The 25,695-nt window shown below is 66.9% G+C and carries 20 protein-coding genes; 8 read left to right on the top strand and 12 right to left on the bottom strand.

Translation table 11 applies throughout. From position 1 onward, the window contains the following. Positions 1-5: 5 nt before the first annotated feature. From FHR56_RS08015 to FHR56_RS08035, 5 genes are all read right to left on the bottom strand, one after another. Positions 6-662, bottom strand: a complete 657-nt coding sequence (locus FHR56_RS08015; protein WP_160948225.1) for a hypothetical protein — start codon at positions 660-662, stop codon at positions 6-8. A gap of 10 nt (positions 663-672) precedes the next feature. Then, positions 673-1,170 carry a sigma-70 family RNA polymerase sigma factor gene (locus tag FHR56_RS08020; protein ID WP_160948226.1) on the bottom strand — a complete coding sequence of 166 codons (498 nt, stop codon included), beginning with the start codon at positions 1,168-1,170 and terminating at the stop codon, positions 673-675. Positions 1,171-1,281: 111 nt separating this feature from the next. Further along, entirely contained in the window at positions 1,282-2,526 is a 1,245-nt protein-coding gene (locus FHR56_RS08025; protein WP_160948227.1) for a DUF819 family protein, read from the bottom strand. Between the two features lie 322 nt (positions 2,527-2,848). Continuing rightward, positions 2,849-4,918 (bottom strand): S9 family peptidase, encoded by a 2,070-nt coding sequence (locus FHR56_RS08030; RefSeq protein ID WP_160948497.1) that lies wholly within the window; start codon positions 4,916-4,918, stop codon positions 2,849-2,851. Positions 4,919-5,348: 430 nt separating this feature from the next. After that, on the bottom strand, positions 5,349-7,307 hold the full coding sequence (locus FHR56_RS08035; RefSeq protein WP_160948498.1) for an oligopeptide transporter, OPT family: 1,959 nt from the start codon (positions 7,305-7,307) through the stop codon (positions 5,349-5,351). 423 nt (positions 7,308-7,730) lie between these two features. Here FHR56_RS08035 and FHR56_RS08040 point away from each other — a divergent pair, with 423 nt between their 5' ends. The 3 genes from FHR56_RS08040 (at position 7,731) to FHR56_RS08050 (ending at position 11,856) form a co-directional block, all read left to right on the top strand. Beyond that, on the top strand, positions 7,731-9,491 hold the full coding sequence (locus FHR56_RS08040) for an oligopeptide:H+ symporter (protein WP_184502607.1): 1,761 nt from the start codon (positions 7,731-7,733) through the stop codon (positions 9,489-9,491). 521 nt (positions 9,492-10,012) lie between these two features. Further along, entirely contained in the window at positions 10,013-10,177 is a 165-nt protein-coding gene (locus tag FHR56_RS08045) for a hypothetical protein (protein ID WP_160947022.1), read from the top strand. 113 nt (positions 10,178-10,290) lie between these two features. After that, a complete protein-coding gene (locus tag FHR56_RS08050; protein WP_160947023.1) occupies positions 10,291-11,856 on the top strand; it encodes an asparagine synthase-related protein in 1,566 nt (521 codons plus the stop codon). A 341-nt stretch (positions 11,857-12,197) separates the two neighbouring features. Here the strand turns inward: FHR56_RS08050 and FHR56_RS08055 are convergent, their stop codons facing one another. Both FHR56_RS08055 and FHR56_RS08060 read right to left on the bottom strand, forming a co-directional pair. Further along, on the bottom strand, positions 12,198-14,180 hold the full coding sequence (locus FHR56_RS08055; RefSeq protein WP_184502465.1) for a S9 family peptidase: 1,983 nt from the start codon (positions 14,178-14,180) through the stop codon (positions 12,198-12,200). Positions 14,181-14,398: 218 nt separating this feature from the next. Continuing rightward, positions 14,399-15,406, bottom strand: a complete 1,008-nt coding sequence (locus tag FHR56_RS08060; RefSeq protein ID WP_160947024.1) for a LacI family DNA-binding transcriptional regulator — start codon at positions 15,404-15,406, stop codon at positions 14,399-14,401. A gap of 98 nt (positions 15,407-15,504) precedes the next feature. On the opposite strand from FHR56_RS08060, the gene FHR56_RS08065 reads away from it, so the two are divergent. Genes FHR56_RS08065 through FHR56_RS08085 form a run of 5 tightly spaced genes read left to right on the top strand, consistent with a single transcriptional unit; the run spans position 15,505 to position 20,126 of the window. After that, complete coding sequence (locus FHR56_RS08065; protein ID WP_160947025.1) at positions 15,505-16,557, top strand: sugar phosphate isomerase/epimerase family protein; 1,053 nt, start codon at positions 15,505-15,507, stop codon at positions 16,555-16,557. A gap of 27 nt (positions 16,558-16,584) precedes the next feature. After that, on the top strand, positions 16,585-17,802 hold the full coding sequence (locus tag FHR56_RS08070) for a nucleoside permease (RefSeq protein WP_160947026.1): 1,218 nt from the start codon (positions 16,585-16,587) through the stop codon (positions 17,800-17,802). A gap of 11 nt (positions 17,803-17,813) precedes the next feature. Beyond that, entirely contained in the window at positions 17,814-18,938 is a 1,125-nt protein-coding gene (locus tag FHR56_RS08075) for a Gfo/Idh/MocA family oxidoreductase (protein WP_160947027.1), read from the top strand. A 19-nt stretch (positions 18,939-18,957) separates the two neighbouring features. Then, positions 18,958-19,812, top strand: a complete 855-nt coding sequence (locus FHR56_RS08080) for a sugar phosphate isomerase/epimerase (RefSeq protein ID WP_160947028.1) — start codon at positions 18,958-18,960, stop codon at positions 19,810-19,812. A 17-nt stretch (positions 19,813-19,829) separates the two neighbouring features. Next, positions 19,830-20,126 carry a cytochrome c gene (locus FHR56_RS08085; RefSeq protein ID WP_237473147.1) on the top strand — a complete coding sequence of 99 codons (297 nt, stop codon included), beginning with the start codon at positions 19,830-19,832 and terminating at the stop codon, positions 20,124-20,126. A 100-nt stretch (positions 20,127-20,226) separates the two neighbouring features. On the opposite strand, the gene FHR56_RS08090 is transcribed toward FHR56_RS08085, so the two are convergent. The 5 genes from FHR56_RS08090 to FHR56_RS08110 all read right to left on the bottom strand — a co-directional run bounded on the left by FHR56_RS08090 (position 20,227) and on the right by FHR56_RS08110 (position 25,549). Next, complete coding sequence (locus FHR56_RS08090; protein ID WP_184502466.1) at positions 20,227-20,970, bottom strand: DUF1080 domain-containing protein; 744 nt, start codon at positions 20,968-20,970, stop codon at positions 20,227-20,229. 43 nt (positions 20,971-21,013) lie between these two features. After that, on the bottom strand, positions 21,014-21,586 hold the full coding sequence (locus tag FHR56_RS08095; protein WP_160947029.1) for a gluconate 2-dehydrogenase subunit 3 family protein: 573 nt from the start codon (positions 21,584-21,586) through the stop codon (positions 21,014-21,016). Continuing rightward, on the bottom strand, positions 21,586-23,271 hold the full coding sequence (locus FHR56_RS08100; RefSeq protein ID WP_160947030.1) for a GMC family oxidoreductase: 1,686 nt from the start codon (positions 23,269-23,271) through the stop codon (positions 21,586-21,588). The genes FHR56_RS08095 and FHR56_RS08100 overlap by 1 nt, the downstream gene beginning before the upstream one ends. A gap of 30 nt (positions 23,272-23,301) precedes the next feature. Further along, the gene (locus FHR56_RS08105; RefSeq protein WP_160947031.1) at positions 23,302-24,198 is read right to left on the bottom strand and encodes a TIM barrel protein; all 897 of its coding nucleotides are present in this window, start codon (positions 24,196-24,198) and stop codon (positions 23,302-23,304) included. An 808-nt stretch (positions 24,199-25,006) separates the two neighbouring features. Beyond that, positions 25,007-25,549, bottom strand: coding sequence for a single-stranded DNA-binding protein (locus tag FHR56_RS08110; protein WP_160947032.1), 543 nt, complete (start codon positions 25,547-25,549; stop codon positions 25,007-25,009). Between the last annotated feature and the right edge of the window lie 146 nt (positions 25,550-25,695).

Genomic DNA, 25,695 nt, shown 5'->3' on the forward strand with positions numbered 1-25,695 from the left:
GGATCTCACGCGGCTGGGCCGGGGCGTCCATCGTCAGAACGCGCTTCGTGCAGGTCGCACAGATCGCGCTCGATCTCGGCCAGGCGCCGATGCTGCGCCGAGCGCTCGAACCATGCCGGCCAGCGCAGCGATGCCGCGACCAGGACGACCGAGACCGCCAGCCCGGCCAGCAGGTTCGCCAGCACCACCGCCGGCCGCAGCGCCCACAGATCCACGCCCGCGGCGTACAGCAGCAGGCCCAGCGCCGGCACCCACATCACGCCGCCGCACGCGAACAGCACGCGATCGCTGCGCAGCCGCGCGCGGCGCGCGCGCACGATCGCCTGCTGGCTGTCGGCGATCGGACCGGCGTAGTCGATCGCGCCGATGCGCCGCAACTGCACCGCTGCGGTCGCCAGCAACGCCAGGCCGTAGCCATGCAAGGCAAGGCCGTAGGCGACCAGATGCCAAGTCCCCCAGTGCTCGGTCCAGGCCGCCCCGCCCCACAGGCTGAACAGCAGGCCGATCGCCAACTGCAGCAGTTGCGCGCCTGCCAGCAGGCGCACGCGCCGGCCGATGCCGTGCAGCCCGCGTGCGCGCTGCAGCGCATCGCGCTGCGCCGCCTGCCGTTCCATCTGCCGGCCGTAGTCGATCCAGGCCGCCTTGAGTTCATCGAGTTCCATTGCCGTCTCCTCAGTGACCGCCGGTGGTGCGGCGCAGTTGATCCTTGATGCGGCCCAGGCGGGTCGCCACGTTGCCCTCGCTCGTGCCCAGCACCTCGGCGCATTCGCGTTGGCTGCAGCCGTCCAACTGCAGCAACAACAGCGCGCGATTGACGGGCGACAGCAGGCGGATCGCCTGCTGCAGCAGCGCCACGCGCTGACGCGCCTCGATATCGACGTCCTGGGCACCCATCGCGTCCGGCACGTCCTCGGCCGCCACCTCGCGGTCGCGGTGGCGGCTGCGCCGCTGGTGCGAGATCGCCACGTTCAGCGCGACGCGGTACATCCAGGTGGAAAACGGCCGCGCCGGATCGTAGGACGGCCAGGCGCGCCACAGCGCGGCCGCGATCTCCTGGGCCAGATCCTCGCGGTCGTGGTAGCCCAGGCCATAGCTGGCGGCGATCTTGTAGACGATGCCGCGGTGCGTGCGCAGCAGGTCGGTGAAGTCGGAGGCGGCGCGGGGCGACATGGCGGTCCCGTTGGAGAGGTCGTTGAGGTGATACGCACCAGCGGGTAAAACCTCACACCGGCCGCAGTTGCCGCCGCAGCAAGCGGCGGCCGACCGTCACGCAGCCGCGGCTCAGCCGGCGCCGGCCATCGCGCGCAGCACGATGCCCACCACATAGGCCAGATAGGTGCCGGTGGCGTAGCCCATCGTGCCCAGCAGCACGCCGACCGGCGCCAGCGCCGGATGGAACGCGGCGGCTACCACCGGGGCCGAGGCCGGGCCGCCGACATTGCTCTGCGAGCCGATCGCGAAATAGAAGAACGGCACCCGCAGCAGCTTGCCCAGCGCCAGCAGCAGCAGGACGTGCACGACCAGCCAGATCAGGCCGAGCGCGAAGATCCAGGGGCGATCGAACAGCGCCAGCAGGTCCATCTGCATGCCGATGCAGGCGATCAGGAAGTACAGCAGCAGCGTGCCGATGCGCGAGGCGCCGGCGCCCTCAAGGGTGCGTGCGCGGGTGAAGCTGAGCAGCAGGCCGAAGGTGGTCGCCAGCACCACCACCCACACGAACGGCGAGCCGAGGCTGAACTGCTTGGCCCAGCTGACGTTGGCGTCGAACCACGCCGCCGCCGGCGTGGCGATCGCATGCGCCAGGCCGACCGCGCCGAAGGCGACGCCGACGATCAGCATCAGGTCGGTGAGGCTGGCCACGCGTTCGTGCTGGGCCTGGAACTGGGCGATGCGCCGCTTGAGCTCGTCGATGCCGCGGGTATCGGCGCCCGTGCGCGCGTCGATGGCCGGCGCACGCTGCGCCAGAAAGATCAGCAGCGCCATCCACACGTAGCCGACGCCGACGTCGACCACCGCGAATTGGCCGAAGGTGGTGGCATCGACCTGGAACACTTCGCGCATCGCCAGCATGTTGGCGCCACCACCGATCCAGCTGCCGGCCAGCGCCGCCATGCCGGCCCAGGTGTCGCCGGCGACGGTGACCGGGTGCAGCCACTTCATGATCTGGAACGCCGCCACCGCGCCGAGCATGATGCTGAAGGACGCGCCCAGGTACATCGCCACCAGCTTGGGCCCCAGCCGCAGGATGCCTTTGAGGTCGACGGTGAGGGTGAGCAGCACCAGCGCCGCCGGCAGCAGCACGTCGCGCGCGACCGGGTTGTAGAGCGAATTGTGCTGGCCGTCGATCAACCCGACGGTGTTGTAGATGCCCGGAATCAGGTAGCACAGCAGCAGCGCCGGCACGATGCCGTAGAAGCGCTTCCAGAATCCCGACGGCCGCGCCGCAGTCCAGAACACCGCGCCCAGCGTGGCGGCGATCAGGCCGAAGATGACGATGTCGTTGGTGATCAGGGGCGTCGAGGGCATCAGGCTGTGGGGCGGGGATTGGGGATTGGGGATTGGGGATTGGCGGCTGGCGGTGAAACAAGGATCGAAAAAAGCAGCAAATGCGCGCGAGTTCGCAAGGTGGACGCGCTGCAAGCACCCTGTTTTTGTGGAAGGGGCTTCAGCCCCGACGCTTTAGCGGTAAGGCGTCGGGGCTGAAGCTCCTCCTACAAGGGCGCTCGGATTACCGGGATCGCGGGAAAATCCCGAATCCCGAATCCCGAATCCCGAATCCCCAATCTCCAATCCCGGGACCTGGGCCATGACCCAGGATGGGGCCCGGAAACCCGAGCCCCAGGTCCCCTCACTGCCCGATATGCTGCTTCAGCCAGCCGTTGACCGTGTCGTGCCACATGAGGCTGTTCTGCGGCTTCAGCACCCAGTGGTTCTCGTCCGGGAAGTACAGGAACTTGGACTCGATGCCCTTGCGCTGCAGCGCGCCGAACGCAGCCAGGCCCTGCTCCATCGGGATGCGGAAATCCTGCTGGCCATGGATCACCAGCATCGGCACCTTCCACTTGTCCACGTGCAGGATCGGGTTGAACTTCTCGTAGCCGGCCGGGTTCTGCCACGGCGTGCCGCCGTTCTCCCACTCGCTGAACCACAGTTCCTCGGTGGCGTAGCCCATCATGCGGTTGTCGAACACGCCGTCGTGGTCGACCAGGCACTTCCACGGCTGGTTCCAGTTGCCGGCCATCCAGTACACCATGTAGCCGCCGTAGCTGGCGCCCAGCGCACAGGCCTTGTCGCCGTTGAGGAAGCCGTACTGCTTCTGCGCCGCGGCCCAGCCCTTCTGCAGGTCTTCCAGCGGGCGGTCGCCCCAGTGCTGGCTGATCGCATCGGTGAAGGCCTGACCGTAGCCGGTGGAACCGTGGAAATCGATCATCACCACCGCGTAGCCCTGCCCCGCGTAGGTCTGCGGGTTCCAGCGGTAGCTCCAGCCATTGCCGAAGCTGCCCTGCGGGCCGCCGTGGATCAGGAACGCGACCGGGTACGTCTTGCCTTCCTGGTAGTTGTACGGCTTGACCACGTAGCCGTGCACGGTGTCGTTGTTCCAGCCCTTGAACGAGAACTGCGCGTAGTCGCCGAACTTCACGTCCGGCAGCATCTCGCCGGCGCTGGGGGTGATGGCGCGCGGGTGCTGGCCGTCGGCATCGGCGACCATGATCTGGTCGCCGCTCTTGAGGCTGTTGCGGGTGAAGGCCAGGGTGTTGCCGGCCAGCACCGGCGCGCCGACGCTGCCGTCGGCCGCCACCGTGCGGACCTTGCCGCTGGCCACGTCGACCGCGAACAGCGGATGCTGGCCCATGTCGTCGGCGGTGGTATAGACGGTCTTGCCGTCGGCCGAGAGCACGATGTCGCCGGCGGAACGGTCCCACTGCGGGGCGATCTCGCGGCTCTTGCCGCTGGCCACGTCCATCGCCATCAGGCCGAAGCGGTCGGCCTCGAAGCCGGGGCGCTTCATCGCGCGGTAGAACAGCGTCTTGCCGTCGGCGGAGAACACCGGGCCGGCATCCCACGCCGGGTTGGCCGCGGTCAGGTTGAGCGGCGCGGCCTTGCCGGCGGCGTCCAGCCGGTACAGGTCGAAGTTGGTCGACCACGGCTCCTCGCGGCCGGCCACGCGCACGCTGGCGACCAGCGACTGCCCGTCCGGCGCCCAGGTGTAGTCCTCGCTGCCGCCGAACGGCTTGGAGGGGATGTCGCCGGCCAGGGTCACGCTGACCGCCGAGGCGCCGGCGACCGGCTTGGCCTTGGCGCCGGCCGGCAGCGGCGCGACGAACAGGCTGTTGCGACGGCCGTCGTTCCAGGTGTCCCAGTGGCGCACGAACAACTGGTCGAACACCACGCCGGTGGCCTTGGACTGCTTCTTGGCGTCCAGGCGCTTCTGCGTGCAGGCCAGGTCCGAGCCGCAGTCCTGGAACACGCCGGCGCTGAAGGCCACGCGGTCGCCCTGCGGGGCGATGCGGTAGCTGTCCACGTCCAGCGCGAAATCGGTGAGCTGGCGCGGCGCGCCGCCGGCCAGCGGCAACGCGTACAGCTGCTGGCGGCCGGACTTGGCGCTGAGGAAGTACACGGTCTTGCCGTCGGCCGACAGCTCCGGCGAGTTGACGTTCCAGCCGTCCGGGGTCAGCCGCTTGGGCGGCGCCGCATCGCGGGTGCGCAGGTCGCGCAGCCACAGGCTGGTGCTGGACTTCTCCAGCGCCTTGTCCATCTGCCGCTTGGCGAAGATCACCGTGCCGCCGTCGGGCGTCAGCAGCGGCGAGGACACCCGGTCCAGCGCGACCATGTCGCGGACATCGAAACCGCGGGTGGCGGCCAGCGCGGGCAGCGCGGTCAGCAGGGCCAGGGGCAGCAAGGCGTAGCGCAGGGTCATCGGGTGTCTCCGGAACACGGCAAAACGTCGATGGTAGGGGCCGTGGTGGGCGTGGCGCAAAGGACTGAAGTCATGGAGGGGCTGGGATTGGGGAATCGGGATTGGGGATTGGTAAGCGCGAGGCGCTGGCTCGGCTGGAACTACGAGGACCCGCACCGGCCGGTGACGGACGGCGGGCGGACCGCGATCCTAGGTACGCGCGACTGGAAGTGCGGTGGATCGGGATTGACCGGAGCTGGCCTCGGGCGGAGGCGCGTAGGCAAGCCCCCGCATCCGAGCGCGATTCGGTCATGCGTCTAAGCGATGCACGCGGCACCAGGCAGCTGGTGAGATCTGATGGGATCGGCACACGGAGGGACTCGGCCGCAAATGCGAAGCCCGGCGCGGGGCCGGGCTTCGGATGTTGCGTTGCGGGAGGCGGTTGCGCCGGTTACGCGCGCGGCGGGGCCGCCGCTTCGCCCTTGCGGCCGGTGCGGTACAGCAGCCAGCCGACGAAGGCCAGCAGGGCCAGGCCATACCACTGGTTGAGGTGGAACGCCTCCGGCAGCGCCAGCACGTCGGCGCGGCCCGAGGCCACGATCGGCACCGCGATGGCGATGCCCATCAGCGCCTCGCCGGTGATCAGGCCCGCTGCGAACAGGGTGCCCGGACGGTGCACGCGGTCGCGGCCCTCTTCGTCGTCGGCGCGGATCTTGTGGAAGCGCTCGACCAGATGGGTCAGCAGGCCGCCGAGGAAGATCGGCACCATCAGCTCCAGCGGCAGGTAGATGCCGATCGCCGCGGCCAGCACCGGCACGCGGAAACGCTTGCCGGTCTTCTTCAGCCACTCGTCCAGGGCGATGATCGCCGCGCCGACGCCGGCGCCGATGCCGATCATGGTCCAAGGCAGTTCGCCGCCGAACAGGCCCTTGGCCACCGCCGCCATCAGCGTGGCCTGCGGCGCCGCCAGCGCATTGGGATGCTGCGGCGTGGCCGCACCGATGCCGTAGGCCTGGGCGAGCAGGTTCAGCACCGGCGCCATGATCAGCGCACACGAGAACGCGCCGATCGCCAGCATCAGCTGCTGCTTCCACGGCGTCGCGCCGACCAGGTAGCCGGCCTTCAGATCCTGCAGGTTGTCGCCGCCGACCGCGGCGGCGCAGCAGACCACCGCACCGATCATGATCGCGGCGACCGCACCGATCGGCGAATCGCGCCCGAGCAGCAGCACCAGCACCGCCGAGGCGAACAGGATGGTGGAGATGGTGATGCCGGAGACCGGATTGTTCGACGAACCGATCAGGCCGGCCAGATAGCCGGACACCGAGACGAACAGGAAGCCGGCGACGATCATGATGATGGTCATCGGCACGCTGACGTGCCACTGGCCGACGATGGCCTGGTACAGGCCCAGCAGCGGCAGCGTGCACAGCAGCAGCGCCATCAGCATCCACTTCATCGGCAGGTCGCGGTCGGTATCGGCCACCACGCCACCGCCGGTGCTCTTGCGCGCGGCGGCGAAGCCGCTCTTGACACCCGACAGCAGCGACTTGCGCAGCGAGAACAGGGTCCACACGCCGCCGATCAGCATCGCGCCCACGCCCAGGTAGCGCACCTTGGCCGACCAGATGCCGAACGCGGCCTCAGCCGCCGGCGCATTGGCCAGGCCCTGCGCCAGCGCCGGATCGGAGCCCATGAAGAACTGCTGGTACAGCGGAATGGCCAGATGCCAGGACAGGATCGAGCCGGACAGCACCACGATGCCGACGTTGAGCCCGACGATGTAGCCCACGCCCAGCAGTGCCGGCGACAGATTGGTGCCGACGTAGCCGACCATCTTGCTGCTGCCGATGTAGGCGGCCTGGGCCCAGGTATCCGGGATCACCTTCAGGCCGCTGGCGGCGCCGAGTTTGACCAGCCCGCCGATCGCCGCCGACAGGCCGAGGATCTTCAGCCCCGGCCCGGGATTCTCGCCGGCCTTGAGCACTTCCGCGGCGGCCTTGCCCTCCGGGAACGGCAGCGGATCCTCGACGATCATCGAGCGCCGCAGCGGCACCGAGAACAGCACGCCGAGCAGGCCGCCCATGCCGGCGATGCCCAGCACCCACCAGTACTTGAAGTCCGGCCAGTAGCCCATGATCACCAGCGCCGGGATGGTGAAGATCACCCCGGCCGCGATCGAGGAACCGGCCGAGGCGCCGGTCTGCACGATGTTGTTCTCGAGGATGGTGCCGCCGCCGAGCAGGCGCAGCACCCCCATCGACACCACCGCCGCCGGAATCGCGGTGGCGATGGTCAGGCCGGCGAACAGACCGAGGTAGGCATTGGCGGCGGACAGCACCACGGCCAGCACGATCGCCAGCACCACGGCACGGAACGTGAGCTGGCGCGGCGCGGCAGCGTTGTTCATGGTTACCCCTGAAACGACAAAAACGCTTTGCACGCTAGCGTCTGGGGCGGGGCAAGTCCAGCCTAATGGCACCCAGCTTGTGGCACATGCCTGGGGGGCGGGGATTGGGGCGTTGGGATTGGGGATTCGCAAAGACAGCGGCAGTTGCTAGCCCCTCTCCCACCGGGAGAGGGGTTGGGGTGAGGGTCCGGCGGCACGCGGCGCCCCCCGCAATTGACTGCCCTGCCCGACCCTCATCCGCCCCTGCGGGGCACCTTCTCCCGATGGGAGAAGGAACAGCGAGCAGCCCCTCTCCTACCGGGAGAGGGGTTGGGGTGAGGGTATGCGCCCGCCGAACCGTCCATGCCGCGCACCGCCATTCGAGCGAGCGCCGGCGCCCCTATACTCCGCCGCTGCCTTCCTGCACCGAGAGCCGCCGTGTCCGTGTCCTCCCTGCCGCTGCGCGACGCGCGCGACGATTTCCTCGGCCATCCCAAGGGCGTCTACGTCTGCTTCTTCACCGAAATGTGGGAGCGCTTCTCGTTCTACGGCATGAAGGCCCTGCTGTTGCTGTACCTGACCAAGTACCACCTGTTCGGCGACGACGCCGGGCTCGACCTGCTCGGCGCCTACGGCGGCCTGGTGTACTGCGTGCCGGTGCTCGGCGGACTGCTCGCCGACCGTTGGCTGGGCATGCGCAAGGCGGTGGTGTTCGGCGGCCTGCTGCTGGTGCTCGGCCACATCGGCATGGCCTTCGAGGGTCACGCCGCCACCCGGATCAACGGCCAAGTGGTCCGAGATACCGCATCCCTGGGCGTGACCTACCTGTCGCTGGCGCTGATCATCATGGGCGTGGGCTTCCTCAAGCCCAACATCTCCACCATCGTCGGCAAGCTGTACCCGGCCGACGATCCGCGCCGCGACGCAGGCTTCTCGCTGTTCTACGCCGGCATCAACCTCGGCGCATTGTTTGCCTCGCTGGTGTGCGGCTTTCTCGGCGAAGCCTACGGCTGGCGCTACGGCTTCGGTGCGGCCGGCATCGGCATGCTGCTCGGCCTGGGCATGTTCCTGTGGGGCCAGAAATACCTGCACGGCCACGCCGAACCGGCGCAGCCGGCGCTACTGCGCGAGCGCGTGCTCGGCGTGCCGCGCGAATGGGCGATCTATCTCTGCGCGGTGCTGGGCGTGTTGCCGGTGGCCGCCTTGATGTGGGCCGCGGCCAACGGCGCCTTCAGCCTGGGCGGGGAAATCTCCCTGGCCCTGCTGCTGATGCTGCTGGTGCTCGGCGCGGTGCTGCTGTGGTTCGCCTGGTTCACCGGCACCCAGTGCACCGCGGTGCAGCGCCAGCAGATGATCGCGCTGATGGTGCTGATCGCGATGGCGCTGGTGTACTTCACCCTGTACGAGCAGACCTACGGCTCATGGGTCACCTTCACCGACCGGTTGATGACCAAGGACATCGTGCCGTCGCTGGTGATCCGCGGCGGCACGCCCCTGCCCTGGTCGATCGCCTCGCTGCTGCTGGCGCCGCTGGGCTTCGTGCTGGCTGCCTCGCTGTCCGACCGGCGCCCCGGCTCGTCGGCGCCGCGGTTGCTGTTCGTCGGGGTCAGCGCCCTGATGCTGCTGTTCCTGATCCGCGACTGCCTGGTGCTGCCGCAGACCGCCGGCTCCCTGACCTACCTGGGCGCCCTGTTTCTGGTGCTGCTGGCACCGCTGTTCGCGGCGCTGTGGGCATGGCTGGCGCGGCGCGGGCGCGAGCCATCCAAGCCGGCCAAGTCGGCGTTAGGGCTTCTGCTGGCCGGCCTGTCCTTCGTGCCGCTGGCACTGGCCGCGCAACAGGTCGGCGCGACCGGACAGATGGCGAGCGTGTGGTGGCTGGTGCTGGCCTATTTCGTGCTGGAGGCCGGCGAGATGTGCCTGTCGCCGGTCGGCCTGTCGGCGGTGACGCAACTGGCGGTGCCGCGCGTGGTCAGCCTGATGATGGGCACCTGGTTCCTGGCCACGGCATTCTCCGAGGCGCTGGCGGCGCTGTTCGGCAAGCTCGCCGCGATCGAGGTCCCGGACGGCCAGACTCTCAACATCGCCGACGCCGCGGCCAAGTACGCGCACCTGTTCTGGCTGCTGCTGTGGATCGGCGTGGGCTGCGGCGTACTTGCCTTCCTGGCCGCGCCGCTGCTGCGGCGGATGATGCACGGGGTCCGCTGAGCGGTTGCGTCGCCCGAGCGGCGACGCAACCGGTTCACATCGACGCGGCGCAGTTCGCATGGTCAGCGACGACAGCGGCAATAAGTGCTGCGAGTCATGCTGATCCTCAAATCCAACCACAGCCAGTGCAGCGGCGATGCATCCCACTGGAGCGGCCATGGTCAGGCACAGGCGCTCACGGTTTGGCTGACGCGCGCACCGCCTGCGTGTCGCCCAGCGACTCAGCATCCAGCAGGCGAGTGTAGAACGCGCGGCGGTGCTCCCTTCGGCCTAAACCCATGGCCACCCGCCGAAGATACAGCCTCCCGGTCGGCACACGGCATCCGTCAGCGCCGCCTTAATGCGTATAACGATGTATAGGCGCATTGTCGGCACATAAAATGCAGCCCTGCATTCGAATCACCCAACTCACTATTTTTCGCGTGAAACCCTAGAGGCCGAAAAACCTTGTCTTGCCATAGGCACGGTGCTAGCTTCTGGCTCGTCGCCGCATGACGACATATAGAAAAAGGAGCTTTGTGATGAAAATCCAAGATGGCAAGCTTGAGAAGGAAGATTCTCTCTCCAATCCTTTCGCTATCCAGCTCGACGAGCCCATGCAAACTATCGCAGCGCCCGGCGTCTGCGAGATGAAGCCTTACCTCGGCGACGATTCTCGCTGGTACTCCACCCAGCCAGGCGGCTAACGCGAAGGCAATTGGATCAAGACGTCGCGATAGAGAACGCCGCCATCAGGCGGCGTTCTTTTGTTCGAAAACGCGATCACCATACGACAGCGTCCTCAGGCAGACGAGCCTCCATGATCAAGGGCAACATCGCCTTTTCCGACCTCGAGCAACCGCCGCTGTGGCAGGCCAACACCCTGTGTCTCGGGAAAAGCCGGATCGCCCCCTACTGTCACTCTGCTGTGGAAACCGTCGTGGTCCGCACACAGGGACAATGGTTCGCCACGGTGCGCGAACGTTGCACGGATGTCGAATGGAAAAAAGACGATACGGGCATACTGGTCGATGCCGATCGATTCAACCAGCTCTACAAAGAGGCGTTACTATGGCCGCTCGACTATCTCATGATCGAAGTGGCGCAGGCCGGATGCCGATTGAAGTTGCGCGCCGGCCTGCTCGGATCGGCGCCAGTCTACTGCCGGGTCTCCGATGGCGCAGTAGAAATCTCCTACGATCTGGCCGACTTTTTTTCCCGGCCCACCACCATCGACCTGGAGATGGCCAGCCGGCGTCTCGCGCTTAGCGCAGCGTATTCCGCCAGGCAATTGTGCTCGGGCGTTCTGATGCTGACAGAACGCGCCACCCTTTTCGCCGAGCCGGGCAAGGTCCGTTACGTCTATCCCTCGCCAGCCGAAACCGTCGCGCCTTCCGATGAAGCACTGATCGACTACGGCATGGAGCGATTCGGGCAACTGTTGCATCGCGCGGTTTCGATTCGACCTGCGTCGACACAGGTGGCCGTCGAGTTGAGTGGGGGCATGGATTCGGCGACCGTCGCGTGCGCGTTGACGCGATCGCAGCACAACATCCTGAGCCTGGGAATCTTGCTCGATCAGGGACACAGTCAAACCCAGACCGAACGCCGCCGCCTGCTTGTCGAAACGCTAGGTCTTCGCGACACCGCCGTGAATATCGACGCGTTCCCGCCAACGCTCGATCTACAACCGAGCGCGCGTCGACCGGACTATCCCCTTGCCGAGTTCTACCTCGAGGCATTCGAAAGCGTGTGGGACCGTGCTCAAGCGCAGGGCAGCGATCGGCTTTTCACCGGCGTTGGCGGAGACCAGCTGTTCCCGACGTACCGGAATGAGGAACGCTCCAACGGCAGCAGTCATGGCAGTGTGGCCGCAGAAGCCAAGCGCCGCGCGGAATTGTTGTTGACGCCCCGAGCGCTCAATGCATCGCGTTCGGTCAATGGATTCGATGCTCCCGCCGGCCCCTTATCTGCATCGGTGTTGGCATCGAGCATGTGCCAGGCTCCCTACCTGCTTCGGCGAGGCCTTTGGCCGGTCAATCCCCTAAGCGATCCACATCTGGTTGCCTTTTGCCGGGGCCTGCCCCTCGAGTGCCGTCAAGATCGAGAAACGATGTGGCGCTATTTACGGGCCAACGTAGGCGACATATTTCCACGGGATTATTGCAAGGAAACGTTCGCTCACGTGCTCCCCGAGTTGATCGCACATCACGCCAGGACGATCGCCATGCAACTGAGCGAGTGCGCCCTTGCCGACCTGGGCCTGGTCGACCGAGACGCCGTACTGCAACTGCTGGACGAACTGGTGTCGACACGCGCGCGTCCGCTGACGGCGCCGTTGATCTCGTTCCTTTGGCTGGAGCGCTTCGTTCGTCAGTTTGCCTGACAACCACGTTCAGCAGGCCTCGCAGCCGCTGTCCCGGCGTGCAGATGCGGCTGCACGACGACGCAAAAGCGGCCGTCGGCAGTGATGCTGGGCGGGTTTTTCACCTCGCAAACAACCTGCGGCATGTGCTGAGCAGGGGCGCCGAGGATCGCGACTCAGCCCCGCAATGCCGACGTGCGCGCCATCCACGACAATGACGGCGGCAAGACCTCCAAGTGCCGGTTACTTGCACTGAGCTACTGCTCCACCCGCATCAGTGCGATCCGGACGCACCGGACCGCGCTGATGCCGCACTGCTGTAGCGCATAGGACCTCGGCGCGGCTTGTCAGGCGCCGATCACTTACTGCTTGGTAGGCGCCGGCGCCGCCTGCGCACCACCCAACGACTTGCTCAGGAACGCCAGCAGCCGGGTGTAGAACTCGCGTCGATGCGCCTCGGTGTAGAAGCCGTGGCCCTCGGTCGGGACGTACAGCGTCTCCACCGGCACGCCCGCCTTCTTCAGCGCGGCTTCCATCTTCTTGGAGTGCTGGATGGGCGCAGTCTGATCCTCGCCACCAGCAGCAAGAAATACAGGTACCTTGATCTTGTCGGCCAGGTTCACTGGTGAAATCGCCGCCAATTCGTTGCCCGTCCCCATCCAGTCACGCAGAAAGTTCTGGCTGGAATCGCGCAGCTGGGCATCACCCCTGACATACATCATCGGCAGGTCGTAGACGCCGACATAGCCTGCCGCGCAGCGATACAGTGTCGGCTCCTTGGCCACGCCCATCAACGACGCATAGGCGCCATAGCTGGCACCGTACATGCAGATGCGCTGCGGGTCGGCGATGCCCTGGTCGATCGCCCAGCGCGTGGCGTCGGTGAGGTCGTCCTGCATCTTGCCGCCCCACTGACCGGCGCCCGCCAACTGGAACGCACGCCCGTAGTTGCTGGAGCCGCGATAATTGACCTGCAGCACCGCGTAACCGGCGCTGGCCAGGATCTGTGCGTCCTCGTCGAACATGCCGTTATCGAAGATCCCGAACGGCCCGCCATGCGGCATCACCACCATCGGCACCTTGCCGGATTTGGCCGCCGCCGGCAGTGTCACGAAGCCGTGCAGCGCCAGACCATCCCGCGCCTGCAGCGTGATCGGCCGCACCTCCGCCAGCTTCGGCGGCTGCAGTGCGGCGCGGCGCGCGAACACGAAATCGGCCTTCTTGGCGACGGTGTCGAACAGGTAGAACTCGCCCGGATTGCGCCCGGACTGCACGTTGACGAGGTTGAGCCGGCCGTCGCGCGTACTGGAGGTGACGTACACCGCCTGTCCCGGGAAGGCCGCTTCCAGCGAACGCTGGGTCTTGGCTTCGGGCGAATTCGTATCGAAGAACACGCTGCGTGGCGTGTCGCCAAGTACCTCGATCCCGACGGGGACGCGGGAGCCATGGCGATACATGATCGCGAAAGGATCGGCTAGGGTATCGCGCGCCACTACCTTTCGCTCGCCAGTGTCTACATTCCAGGACTCGACCGCATCGCTACCTTTAGCCTGCTCGACTTGAAGGAAGGCGACACGCCCATCCTCAGAAAAGCCAATCGGCGTCTCTACGTGATGACTGACGCTTTCGTCATTGATCAGCTTCCAGTCACTGCCCTGCGCATCGCGGTAGAACAGTTTACTGGCGTTGTCCGCATCGGCGCCCCAGGCAAAACGCACTTTGCCTTGGCCATCGGAAAAAAATTTCGCCCTACGGACGCTCGGCGAACCGACCAATGCGCGCCTGCGGCCGCTGTACACATCCATGACCTCGGTGCGGCTGTAAGGATCCTTGCTCACGCTGAAGGGGCGCACACGAATGATGACATTACGATCATCGCCGGGCAGCGGCCCAACCATGTCGGCAATGACATCTTCCACCTTCTTGGTCTGAATCAGCGTACCCGGCCCGTTGCCGGTCACGCGCTGGCCCACCAACAACTCCGCCGCGCCGCCGTCGGCGTTGATCGCGAACAGTTCTCCGGTCCCCCAGGGCCGGTCCCGCTGCCCGATCTTCTGGACCATGTTGAACAGCACGCGCGTGTCGTTGACCCACACGAAATCGGAGACGTGCGTGTTCTTCTCCATCGAGAAGCTGCCGACGATCTTGTTGTCGGCACGGCGCATGATCGCCAGCGCGGTGCGATCCTCCAGGGGCACCGTCGCGGCGTAGTACTCGCCGGTGGGCGACAACTTCAGTGTTTCCACCTGCTCCTTGACCAGGTACGGCGCCAGATCCACCTGCGCCCACGCATTCCCCGCTCCCAGCAGACACAACAACGCGACTGCGTGCAGTCCCCTTTTCATTCCTTGTTCCCCTGTTCCTGTTGGCGTGACGTACGCGTGAAGTCTAATCCAAGCGCTGCCGCTGGCGCACCGGAACCCCGGGCGCCGACCTCCAGCGACGTCACGGCCGAAAGCCAAAAAGGGCGTGCAGCCTGGAGGCCGTACGCCCGTCCTCTGCCACGGAAACGGAAACGGAAGCGGGCACCGATCGAACCGATCGCCCCACATCCCGCGGTCGCCTACCCCCTCGGCGCCGCGGTCGACCCGCGCACCATCAAGCGGAAATCCAGCGTCTGCTGCAGCGGCACGTCCCCCCGCTCGATGATGGCGAGCAGCAGGTTGACCGCGCGGACCCCGATGTCGCGCATGGGCTGCCTGATGGTCGTCAGCGGGGGCGTGAGGTAACTGGACGATGCCAGGTCGTCGAAGCCGACGATGGACAGGTCGTCCGGCACGCGGATGCCCAGGTCCCGACAGGCCGCCAGGGCACCCAGTGCCATCTGGTCGCTGAAACAGAAAATCGCGGTCGGTGCGGGCGCACGGCCCAGGAGCGCCACCGCAGCCGCATGGCCGGATTCCACGGAGAAGTCGCCCGGCACGACGGTCAGGCTGCGCAGGCGGCGGTGCGCCTTGGCGCAGGCCCGGACCCCTTCCAGGCGTTGCTGATGCAGGGGATTGTCGGGCGGGCCGCCCACCACGGCGATCCGCTCGTGCCCCAGGCCATACAGGTGGTCCATCACGGCGCGCGCGGCGGCCGCGTTGTCGATGTGGACGCTGGGAATCCCCAGCGCCGGATCGAACTCGCAGCCGTTGACCACCGGCGCAGCCGCGCCCTGCTGCTTGACGATCTCGCGCGCCGTCGGCGGGAGGCGGTGTCCGAGCACGATCAGGCCGTCGGCCTCGTTGCGCCGGAGCATCTGCGCATAGCGCTCCTCGCGGTCGGGCTGGTGCTGGGTATCGCCCAGCAGGACGGCGTAGCCGACCGCCTGCGCGGCGTCTTCCGCGCCCTGCAGGATCTGCGCAAAGAACGGATTGGCGATGTCCGGGACGGTGACCAGGAGCTTGCCGCTGCGCTGGGTCTTGAGCGTCCTGGCCACCGTGTTGGGGACATAGCCCAGCGCGGCGGCGGCCTGCTCGATGCGCGCGCGCGTGGCGGGCAGGACTTTCTCCGGCCGGGAAAGCGCCCGCGACACCGTGCCGGCGGTGACGCCGACGTGCTTTGCGATGTCGTAGATGGTTGTCGCCATGAACTGAGCTCTTCTTCTTTCTGCTGTGCAGTGCACAACGGGTCTTGCGGGAGGCCCATGCTAGGATGATTCAATCGATTGCATGAGGTCGAATCACGTTGAAGACGCTCAAGGGTCCAGCGCTGTTCCTGGCACAGTTCATCGCCGACACACCTCCCTTCAATCGCTTGGACACGCTGGCCGAATGGGCCGCGGGCCTGGGCTATTCTGGCCTACAAGTGCCGACCAGCGCGCCCCACCTGTTCGATCTGGCCCAGGCCGCGGACAGCCAGGCGTACTGCGACGACCTCGCCGGCATGCTGGCCGGGCACGGCCTGCAGATCACCGAGCTGTCCACCCACCTGCAGGGGCAACTGGTCGCCGTCCACCCCGCCTACGACAGCCTGTTCGACGGATTTGCGCCGCCGGACAAGCGCGGCAACCCCGCCGCACGCCAGGCCTGGGCGGTAGAGCAACTTCAGTTGGCCGCCAAGGCCAGCCAGCGCCTGGGGCTGACGGCGCATGCCACGTTTTCCGGCGCGCTGGCCTGGCCTTACTTCTACCCCTGGCCGCAACGCCCGCCTGGCCTGGTGGAAGAAGCCTTCGCCGAACTCGGCCGGCGCTGGCGCCCCATCCTGGATGCCTTCGACGCCTGCGGCGTGGACCTGTGCTTCGAGATCCACCCGGGCGAGGACCTGCACGACGGCGCGACCTTCGAGCGCTTCCTGGACGTGGTCGATCACCATCCGCGCGCCAAGATCCTGTACGACCCCAGCCACCTGCTGCTGCAGCAGATGGACTACCTGGGTTTCATCGATCGCTACCACGCGCGCATCGGCATCTTCCACGTCAAGGACGCGGAGTACCGGGCCAGCGCGCGCAGCGGCGTCTATGGTGGTTACCAGGACTGGATCGATCGTCCGGGGCGGTTCCGGTCGCTCGGGGATGGTCAGGTCGATTTCAAGGCGATCTTCTCGAAGTTCGCGCAATACGATTTCCCGGGCTGGGCGGTGCTGGAGTGGGAGTGCTGCCTGAAGCACCCGGAAGATGGCGCACGCGAGGGTGCGGCGTTCATTCGCGACCACATCATCCGCGTGACCGAACGCGCCTTCGACGACTTCGCCGGCAGCGGCGCCGATCCGGCATCGCTGCGCCGCATGTTGGGGACCTGAGCCATTACCGCCCTGGGAGGGGACGTCATGACGCACACCATGTCGCGCTTGGGCGCGATGATGTTTCTGCAGTTCTTCATCTGGGGGGCCTGGTTCGTGACCCTGGGGACGTACCTGGTGCAAGGCCCCCTGCAGGCCAGCGCGAGCCAGGTGGCGACGGCGTTCCTCAGCCAGTCCATCGGCGCCATCGTCGCGCCGTTCCTGGTCGGCCTGATCGCCGATCGCTACTTCGCGGCGCAGCGCATCCTCGCACTCCTGCACCTGGCCGGCGCCGTGCTCCTGTGGCTGGCGTCCACGGCGACAACCTTCGGCGTGTTCTTCGCCTGCGTGATGGGCTACATGCTGCTGTTCATGCCGACGCTGGCACTGGCCAACAGCGTGGCGATGCGGCACATGCAATCGCCGGAAAAGCAGTTTCCACCGGTGCGGGTCGTCGGTAGCGTCGGCTGGATCGTGGCAGGCGTGTTGATCGGCTGGCTGGGCTGGGAGCAGGCGCATCGGCTCGAGCTGACGTTCCGGATGGCGGCAGTGGCGTCGCTGGCCTTGGGCCTGTATGCCTTCACCCTGCCGCACACGCCGCCCCTGGCGCGACAGCGCGATGCCGGGCTGGGGCAGATCCTGGGCCTGGACGCGCTGCGGCTGCTCAAGTCGCGCTCCTATCTGGTGTTCTTCCTGGCGTCCATCGCCATCTGCATCCCGCTGGCGTTCTACTACAACTTCACCAACCCGTACCTCAACGATCTGGGCGTGCGCGGCGCGGCCGGCCTGCAATCGCTGGGCCAGGTGTCCGAAGTCCTGCTGATGCTGGCCATGCCGTTCCTGTTCGTGCGGCTGGGAGTCAAGACGATGCTGGCGGTGGGCATGGCGGCGTGGGTGGTGCGCTACGCGATGTTCGCCTTCGGCGATGCCGGCGGCGGCTTCGCCCTGCTGGTGATCGGCATCGTGCTGCACGGCATCTGCTACGACTTCTTCTTCGTCACCGGACAGATCTACACCGATGCGCATGCCGGCCCCGCCGCGCGCAGCAGCGCGCAGGGCTTCATCACCCTGGCCACGTACGGCGTGGGCATGCTGATCGGCACGTTCCTGTCCGGCGCGGTGGTGGAGCACTACACCACCGCGACGGGCCCGGACTGGCAGCGGATCTGGCTGTTCCCGGCCGGCGTCGCGCTGGTCGTGCTGGTCGCCTTCCTGCTGCTGTTCCGCGACCGGCCCGCCGTCGCGGCCGCCCCTTCCGCGTCTTGAGGATCCCACCGATGCGCAAGCTTGGAATCGCCATCGTCGGCACCGGCATGATCGGCGCCGTGCATCGTCGTGCGGCGCTGCTGGCCGGGGCCTCAGTCCGCGGCGTCGCCGCTTCTTCCCCGCAACGCGCACGCGAGGTCGCCCAGTCGTGGGATGTCCCGCGCGCCTATCGCGATATCGAGGACGTGGTCGCCGATCCGCAGGTGCAGGTCGTGCACGTCTGCACGCCCAACCATCTGCACCGCGCCATGGCGCAGGCGGCGCTGGACGCCGGCAAGCACGTGATCTGCGAGAAGCCGCTGGCGACGACGCTGGAGGACGCCCGGGCATTGGCGGCCTTGGCCCGCTCGGCCGGACTGGTCGCCACGGTGCCCTTCGTCTACCGCTACCACCCGGTGGTCCGCGAGGCGCGCGCCCGCATCGCCCAGGGCGAACTGGGGCCGCTGCGCCTGATCCACGGCAGCTACCTGCAGGACTGGCTGCTGGACCCCGCCAGCAACAACTGGCGCGTGGACCCGGCGCTGGGCGGCGCGTCGCGCGTGTTCGCCGACATCGGCTCGCACTGGTGCGACCTGGTGGAATGGGTGAGCGGCGAGCGCTTCGCCGAGGTCAGCGCGGCGTTCGCGACCGTCATCGCCGAGCGCGGCGCCAACACCGGGCAGAGCTTCACCACGCCGGCGGCCGGCGGCGCGATGCAGGCGGTCGCGAGCGAAGACGTGGCCATGGCGATGCTCAGAACCGGCGCGGGGACGCTGGCCGCGCTGACGGTCAGCCAGGTCTCGGCGGGCCGCCGCAATCGCCTGTGGTTCGAGATCGATGGCGCCAGCGCCAGCGTCGCGTTCGACCAGGAGGACGCGGAACGGCTGTGGATCGGCCGGCCCGACCAGCGCGAGGAAGTCTTCGTGCGCGGGCCGGGTGCCGGCAGCGCCGAACAACGCCGGCTGGCGACGCTGCCAGCCGGTCACGCGCAGGGCTACGGCGATTGCTTCGAGGCGTTCGTCGCCGACACCTACCGCGCCATCGAAGGCGAGCGGCCGGACGGCCTGCCCAGCTTCGACGACGGGCTGCGCTCGGCGCTGATCGTCGATCGCGTCATCACATCGGCCAGGACACGCGGCTGGACATCCATCGATTGACTCCCGGGAGGACTTCTTGATGAACACACCGACACGCAGATCCGCAACCCTCGCATTGCTGCTCCTCGCTGCCCTGCCCGCCTTCGCCCACGACATCGCCGGTCCGCAGGCGCCCATCGCGGTGCAGATGTACACGCTGCGCAACGCCGGCTCGCTCGACCAACAGTTGAAGATCGTCCATGACGCGGGCGTGGGCGCGGTGGAAACGGTCGGCACGCAGAACATCGGCGCGGTCGAACTCAAGCAGCTGCTGGACAAGTATTCGATCAAGGCGATCTCCTCGCACGTGCAGTTGGCCGATCTACGCAAGGATCTGGACGGCGCGGTGGCCTTCAATCGGTCGATCGGCAACACGACGCTGGTGGTGCCTTACCTGGACCAGAGGGAGCGGCCCACCGATGCCGCAGGCTGGACCGCGCTGGGCAAGGAGCTGGGCCAACTCGCGAAGCGGGCACGCGCCAAGGGCATGCGCCTGGCCTACCACAACCACGACTTCGAACTGGTCGACTTCGATGGCAAGACCGGCCTGGAACTGCTGTTCGCCGCGGCCGGCCCCGATCTGCAGACCGAGCTGGACCTGGCCTGGGTCGCGCGCGCGGGCTACGACCCGGCGGTGATGCTGGGCAAGTTCAAGGGCCGCCTGTTCGCGGTCCACGCCAAGGACAATGCACCGAAAGGCCAGGCCAAAGACGAAGGGGGCTTCGCCGCCGTCGGCCAGGGCGTGCTGGACTGGAGCGCGATCCTGCCTGCCGCGGCGGCCAGCGGCGTGCAGTGGTACATCATCGAGCACGACCAACCGCGCGATCCGGCCACCGTCATCAAGACCGGAGCGGCGTACCTGCGCGACCACCTGCCCGCCGCCACGCCGCGTTAGTCCTAAAGGAGGCCTGCTTGAAAACGATCCTGACGATGGCCGTGGTGCTGCTGGGGACGACGCTTGCGGCCACGGCGCGGTCCAAGGACGACCCGACGGCCGGCGCGCAGCTCTACGCAACCCACTGCACGGCCTGCCATGGCGCGAATCGCGCGGGCGTCCCGCCCACGTTCCCCGCGCTGACCGACGTGGGCAAGCGCCTGCAGCCCGCGCAGATCAAGGAGAAGATCCGCAACGGCGGCGGGTTGATGCCGCCCTTCTCGCAGTTGTCCCAACAGGACGTGGACAACCTCGCCAGCTTCCTGGCGCACTAGGGCGTATCGCCATTCCCACGGATGCCGCATCGGTCATGGCCGGCGGCTTGACCGGACTGGCCGTCGGGTCAAGCCGAGCGGCGCCGGCCACGCGCCGGCGCTACAACTCGCGTACCCAGATATTGCGGTAGCTCACCTTGGAATCGTGCTCCTGCAGCAGGATCGGCGCGCAGGCATGCGGCGCGTACGACGGTGCGCCGATGTACTCGGTCTTGCCGGACAGCACGGTGTCGTTCTGCACCAGGACGCCGTTGTGCAGGACGGTGATGCGGGCCGGTGACGTGAGACCGCCACCCTGCGAGAAACGGGGCGCCTTCCAGATGATGTCGTACGCCTGCCACTGGCCTGGCGCACGCGAGGCATTCACCAGCGGAATGGCCTGCTTGTAGATCGCACCGGCCTGGCCGTTGGCATAGGTCGGGTTGTTGTCGCTGTCGAGCACCTGCAACTCATAGCGTTCCTGCAGGAAGATGCCACTGTTGCCGCGCTGCTGGCCTTCGAATCCGCGGGTCGCGGTGGGCGTGCGCCACTCCACGTGCAACTGGATGTCGCAGAAGCGCTGCTTGGTGCGGATGCCCTTGCTGCCCGGCACCACGGTCAGCGCGCCGTCGGCGACGGTCCAGGGTGCGCGTCCGCCCTGCTCAGACTCCCAGGCCGACAGATCCTTGCCATCGAACAGCACGATCGCATCGGAGGGCGCGCCGCCCGGGGGCGTGGCCACGATCGCAGGCACGGGCTTCCACACTTCGGTCTTGGTCGGGTCGCGTGCGGGATCGCCGTCGGCCTGCGCGAATGCAGGCGCCGCGGCCAGCAGGCAGGCGGCCATCAGCAGGGGTCTGGTCATCGTGTTTCCAGGAACGGGAGGAAGGGCCAGGCGTGGCGGTCCATCAGCTGGTTGCCCAAGCGGGCGTGCCGGGAACATAGGTGGTGTCCTCGTAGCGGCCCGGCACGGCGACGTAGCGCAGCACGTCGTTCGCGCCGACCTGGGAAGTGAAGAAGCCGAAGATGGTCAGCTGCTTGAGCATCGTGAAGGGATGCGGCATCGCGTCCGCCGCTTTGGCGGTCCCGGTGTCGGTCAAGTCGATGATGTGTTTCCTGGCTTCCGCATCCAGGGCGCGCAGCAACTCGGTGCGGGCCTGTGGGGTGAGCGACACGAAGCGACCGCCGGCACGTTTGTCGATCTCGGCCAGGCCGGCGCGGAACGCCGCCTGCTGCCGGGCGGTGTAGCAGTCGGTGACGAATTTGGCCATGAACGCGCCGGCGCCGGCGTCCTTCGCCCCCGGCGTCTTGGTCCGCGGCAGGATGGTCTCGGCGATCTCGTCCAGCGTGGCGACATCGGTGACGGAGAAGAGCGCCTTCGCCCCCGCGACCGGCGCCTGTGCCTGGACCAGCGCGGGCAGGCCCACCATGGCCGCACCCGTGGCGGCGACGATCATCTTCAGTAGTTCGCGGCGTTCCATCACAGGTTCCCCGCTTTCAGTTCGCGCACGGCATGATCGGCGGCACGTGCGGTCAGCGCCATGTAGGTCAGCGAGGGATTGACGCAGGCGCTGGAGGTCATGCAGGCGCCGTCGGTTACGTAGACGTTCGGCGCGTCCCAGACCTGGTTGTACTGGTTCAGCACGGAGTTCTTGCGGTCCCGGCCCATGCGCGCGGTGCCCATCTCGTGGATACCCTTGCCCGGCGCGTAGTCGGCATCGTGCATCTTCACGTCCTTGACGCCGGCCGCCTCCAGCATCTCGGCGGCATCGGCGGCCATGTCCTTGCGCATGGCCTTTTCGTTCTCGCGCATCGCCACGTCCATCGCCAGCACCGGCAACCCCCATTTGTCCTTGCGCTGCGGGTCCAGGCGGATCGTGTTGTCGTGGTGCGGCAGCATTTCGCCGAATCCGGTCATGCCGATGCGCCAGTCGCCCGGCACGGTCAGCGCTTCCTTCAGGTCCGCGCCGATGTTCAGTTCGGCGATCTCGCGCGACCAGCCGGTGCGGCTCGCGCCGCCCTGGTAGCCGAAGCCACGCAGGTAGCCGCGCTTGTCTCCGGCGACGTTGCGGAACCGCGGCACGTAGAAGCCGCAGGGACGCCGGCCGAAGTAGTACTTGTCGTCGTAGCCCTCGACCCGGCCAGAGGCACCGGCGCCGAAATGATGGTCCATCACGTTGTGCCCGAGCTCGCCGGACGACGACCCGAGGCCACCGTCCCAGACATCGGTGGCCGAGTTCATCAGCAACCAGGTCGAATTGAAGGAGGACGCGTTGAGGAAGATGACACTGGCCGTGTACTGGTAGGTCTGCCCGCTCTCGGCGTCGATGATCTCCACGCCGCGCGCACGCTTGCGGTCCTTGTCGTAGAGCACCTCCTTGACGATCGAGAACGGCCGCAAGGTCAGGTTGCCCGTCTTCATGGCCGCCGGCAGCGTGGCCGCCTGGGTCGAGAAGTAAGCGCCGAAAGGACAGCCCAGGATGCACTTGTTGCGATACTGGCAGTTGACGCGGCCTTGCTCGACCTTGGGCTGGGTGATGTTGGCGGTGCGCGAGTGGATCAGGTGCCTGGTGCCGCCAAAGGCCTTCTTGATCCGCGCGGCGACGTCCTTCTCGACGATGTTCAACGGGATCGGAGGCAGGAACTCGCCGTCCGGCAACACGTCCAGTCCCTCGCGCGTGCCGGCGATGCCGGCGAACTTCTCCACGTGGTCGTACCACGGTGCGATGTCGGCGTACCGGATCGGCCAATCGGTGGCGATGCCATCCTTGAGGTTCGCCTCGAAATCCAGGTCCGACAGGCGATAGCTCTGCCGTCCCCACAGCAGCGAGCGGCCGCCGACGTGATAGCCGCGGAACCAGTCGAACCGCTTGATCTCGGTGTAGGGCGATTCCTTTTCGTCGGCCCACATCCCCTGCAGGTTCTCGACCAGGCCGTAGTCGCGCATCAGCACCGGATAATCGGCCTTCATCGCCTGGGTCGGGCGGTTGCGGTGCGGGAAATCCCACGCCTCCTTCATCGCGTTGACGTAGTCCTTGACGTGCTCGATGTTGCGTCCGCGTTCCAGCATCAGGACTTTGAGTCCCTTCTCGGTCAGTTCCTTCGCCGCCCAACCGCCACTGATTCCCGAGCCAACGACGATGGCGTCGTAATGATTGTCTGCCATGGGTTCTACTTCACCTGGGTGGATATCGTTTCAGACGTCGCAGAGGCGGATCGCCTCGCGCAGCGAGCCGACGGGATCCGGTGCCGCAGGAACGAATTCCTGCGCCAGATAGCCGTCGAAACCGGTATCGCGGATCGCGCGACAGATGGCGGGATAGTGGAGCTCCTGAGCGTCCCCGATCTCGTGCCGGCCCGGAACGCCGGCGGTGTGGTAATGCTTGAAGAACGCGTGATGCTTGCCGATGGTGGCGATGATGTCGCCCTCCATGATCTGCATGTGGTAGATGTCGTACAGCAGGCCGAAATGGTCCGAGCCGATCCGCCGGCACAGCTCGACGCCCCAGGCGGAGTGGTCGCACAGGTAGTCGGGATGATCGACCTTGGAGTTCAGCAGCTCCATCACCAGCACGACGCCGCGCTTCTCGGCATGTCCGAGGATGCGCTTGAGCCCGACTTCGGCATGGGCCAGGCCTTCCTGCGGATCCATGCCATTCCGATTGCCGGAAAAACAGATGAGGTTGCGATAGCCGGCATCGGCCACCAGGTCGATGTGCCGCGTGTAGCGCTCGACGAGCTCATCGTGGAACTGACTGCCGGCGAAGCCCTTGTCCAGACCGATCTCCGCGCCGTTGCACATCGCGCTGTACACGCCATTGGCCTTCAGCGTGGGCCAGTCCGCCGGCCCAACCAGATCGATGGCGGCGAAACCGATGCCCTTCACCACCTGGCAAAGCTGTGCGACGGACAGCGGCGGAAACGTCCAGCGGGCGACGGAATGCTTCAGGTTGCCCCTGAGCGGCGTGGCCGCAGCACGCGCCGGCAGCCTACCCGCCACCCCAAGGCCAAGGCTTCCAGCTATCGCCAAGCGCAGCGCGTCTCGCCTCGTGAACCCCGAGGCCGGCGCCGGTCCGATCGAATGGATAGACATCCACCTTCCGGCCTCCCAACCGGTGTCAAACGCTGACGAATCGCCGCGATTCAATCGATTGAACCATACGGGAGGGAATGACTTTTTTGCAAGACGCGGTGCACGAAAAGCCATGCTGCAGGGCACAACGCCTGTGGCGCTGATCGCCGCGTGACGGTGATGGAGTTTGGAAGGCGCACGGAGGTGGCCAAACAGATGTGCAGCGAAAAGCTGGCTGACATGCGTGTGAACATGCACACGCAGCGAAGCATGGCGACAAGCCGGTAAAGCCGTGTTCCCACGGCACTGGACGGCATGCAAGGTGACTGGGATGACGATTGCGACCGAAAGAGCTTCAGAGCATCCCCGCCACGCTGCTACGCGCATTCATGGAACACGAGCGTGGTGCAGCGACGAGTGCCTCCTATGTGCTTCTTCGTAGGAGCGGCTTTAGCCGCGACAGACCTTCCCGGGAAAGCCGTCGCGGCTAAAGCCGCTCCTACGACGCTTGGTCCGTCCGGCCACGCCGGCCTGCCGTAAGCGACGGCATGAACCCGGCACGAGACGCCGCGCAAAGGCGGCGCGCGAAGCGACGGCGCGCGAAACCACGTTGGCGATCAACCTGATTCGGCGAAGGCGAGAACGCGGGCACTCGCCGCGTGCATGCACGCTTCGGCCCACCCGATGCCCATCGCCCATCGTTTACACCATCTCGGCGCAGAACACAGAGCCCAGGCCGGCAGAAAGGAAAAAATCTCGTGCAAAAAGAAAAACCCCGGCAAGCACACTGGCTTACCGGGGTTTGTCTGCATCGCAGAACCACTAAAAATCAGAACGGGATATCGTCGTCCGCAAAGTCGTCCATCGGCGCGGACTGCTGCGGGGCCGGCTGCTGCCGGCGCGGGGCATAGTCCTGCCCGCCACCACCGCCACCGCCGCCCATGCCGGAGCGTTCCTGGCGCGGCGGGGCCGAGCGCTGCGGACGGTCGCCACCGCCCATGCCGCCGCCACCGCCCATGCCGCCGCCACCGCCTTCGCCGCGGCCGCCGAGCATCTGCATCTCGTCGGCGACGATGTCGGTGGAGTACTTCTCCACGCCGTCCTGGCCGGTGTACTTGTCGTAGCGGATCGAGCCTTCGACGTAGACCGAGCTGCCCTTGCGCAGGTACTCGCCGGCGATCTCACCGAGCTTTCCGAAAAACACCACGCGATGCCACTCGGTGCGTTCCTGCTGGTTGCCGTCGCGGTCCTTGCGCACGCTGGTGGTCGCCAGGCTGATCCGGGTGATGGCCATGCCGGCCTGGGTGTACTTGGTGTCGGGATCGTTGCCGAGGTTGCCGACGAGGATGACTTTGTTGATGCCGCGGGCCATGAGCTGCTTCCGTCTGGGGTCTCCGCGGCCGGGAGCACGCGGAGCGGTAAAGAAGATTTCGGGGAGCAATCCTAACATCGCCGGGCTGGAGCGGCCTGCGCCAGGCGCCCGCGGGCACCCCGGAAAACGCCGCATTGGCCTGTCGG

This window comes from Xanthomonas sp. F10, assembly GCF_014206815.1.
Taxonomy (GTDB): Bacteria; Pseudomonadota; Gammaproteobacteria; order Xanthomonadales; family Xanthomonadaceae; genus Xanthomonas_A; species Xanthomonas_A indica.

Excerpts from the sequence above, each read along its gene's own strand:
- FHR56_RS08025 (WP_160948227.1), bottom strand. The coding sequence starts at position 2,526 with ATGCCCTCGACGCCCCTGATCACCAACGACATCGTCATCTTCGGCCTG.
- FHR56_RS08080 (WP_160947028.1), top strand. The coding sequence starts at position 18,958 with ATGAACACACCGACACGCAGATCCGCAACCCTCGCATTGCTGCTCCTC.
- FHR56_RS08020 (WP_160948226.1), bottom strand. The coding sequence starts at position 1,170 with ATGTCGCCCCGCGCCGCCTCCGACTTCACCGACCTGCTGCGCACGCAC.
- FHR56_RS08030 (WP_160948497.1), bottom strand. The coding sequence starts at position 4,918 with ATGACCCTGCGCTACGCCTTGCTGCCCCTGGCCCTGCTGACCGCGCTG.
- FHR56_RS08110 (WP_160947032.1), bottom strand. The coding sequence starts at position 25,549 with ATGGCCCGCGGCATCAACAAAGTCATCCTCGTCGGCAACCTCGGCAAC.
- FHR56_RS08055 (WP_184502465.1), bottom strand. The coding sequence starts at position 14,180 with ATGAAAAGGGGACTGCACGCAGTCGCGTTGTTGTGTCTGCTGGGAGCG.
- FHR56_RS08035 (WP_160948498.1), bottom strand. The coding sequence starts at position 7,307 with ATGAACAACGCTGCCGCGCCGCGCCAGCTCACGTTCCGTGCCGTGGTG.
- FHR56_RS08095 (WP_160947029.1), bottom strand. The coding sequence starts at position 21,586 with ATGGAACGCCGCGAACTACTGAAGATGATCGTCGCCGCCACGGGTGCG.
- FHR56_RS08105 (WP_160947031.1), bottom strand. The coding sequence starts at position 24,198 with ATGTCTATCCATTCGATCGGACCGGCGCCGGCCTCGGGGTTCACGAGG.
- FHR56_RS08075 (WP_160947027.1), top strand. The coding sequence starts at position 17,814 with ATGCGCAAGCTTGGAATCGCCATCGTCGGCACCGGCATGATCGGCGCC.
- FHR56_RS08050 (WP_160947023.1), top strand. The coding sequence starts at position 10,291 with ATGATCAAGGGCAACATCGCCTTTTCCGACCTCGAGCAACCGCCGCTG.
- FHR56_RS08100 (WP_160947030.1), bottom strand. The coding sequence starts at position 23,271 with ATGGCAGACAATCATTACGACGCCATCGTCGTTGGCTCGGGAATCAGT.
- FHR56_RS08045 (WP_160947022.1), top strand. The coding sequence starts at position 10,013 with ATGAAAATCCAAGATGGCAAGCTTGAGAAGGAAGATTCTCTCTCCAAT.
- FHR56_RS08090 (WP_184502466.1), bottom strand. The coding sequence starts at position 20,970 with ATGACCAGACCCCTGCTGATGGCCGCCTGCCTGCTGGCCGCGGCGCCT.
- FHR56_RS08060 (WP_160947024.1), bottom strand. The coding sequence starts at position 15,406 with ATGGCGACAACCATCTACGACATCGCAAAGCACGTCGGCGTCACCGCC.
- FHR56_RS08015 (WP_160948225.1), bottom strand. The coding sequence starts at position 662 with ATGGAACTCGATGAACTCAAGGCGGCCTGGATCGACTACGGCCGGCAG.
- FHR56_RS08070 (WP_160947026.1), top strand. The coding sequence starts at position 16,585 with ATGACGCACACCATGTCGCGCTTGGGCGCGATGATGTTTCTGCAGTTC.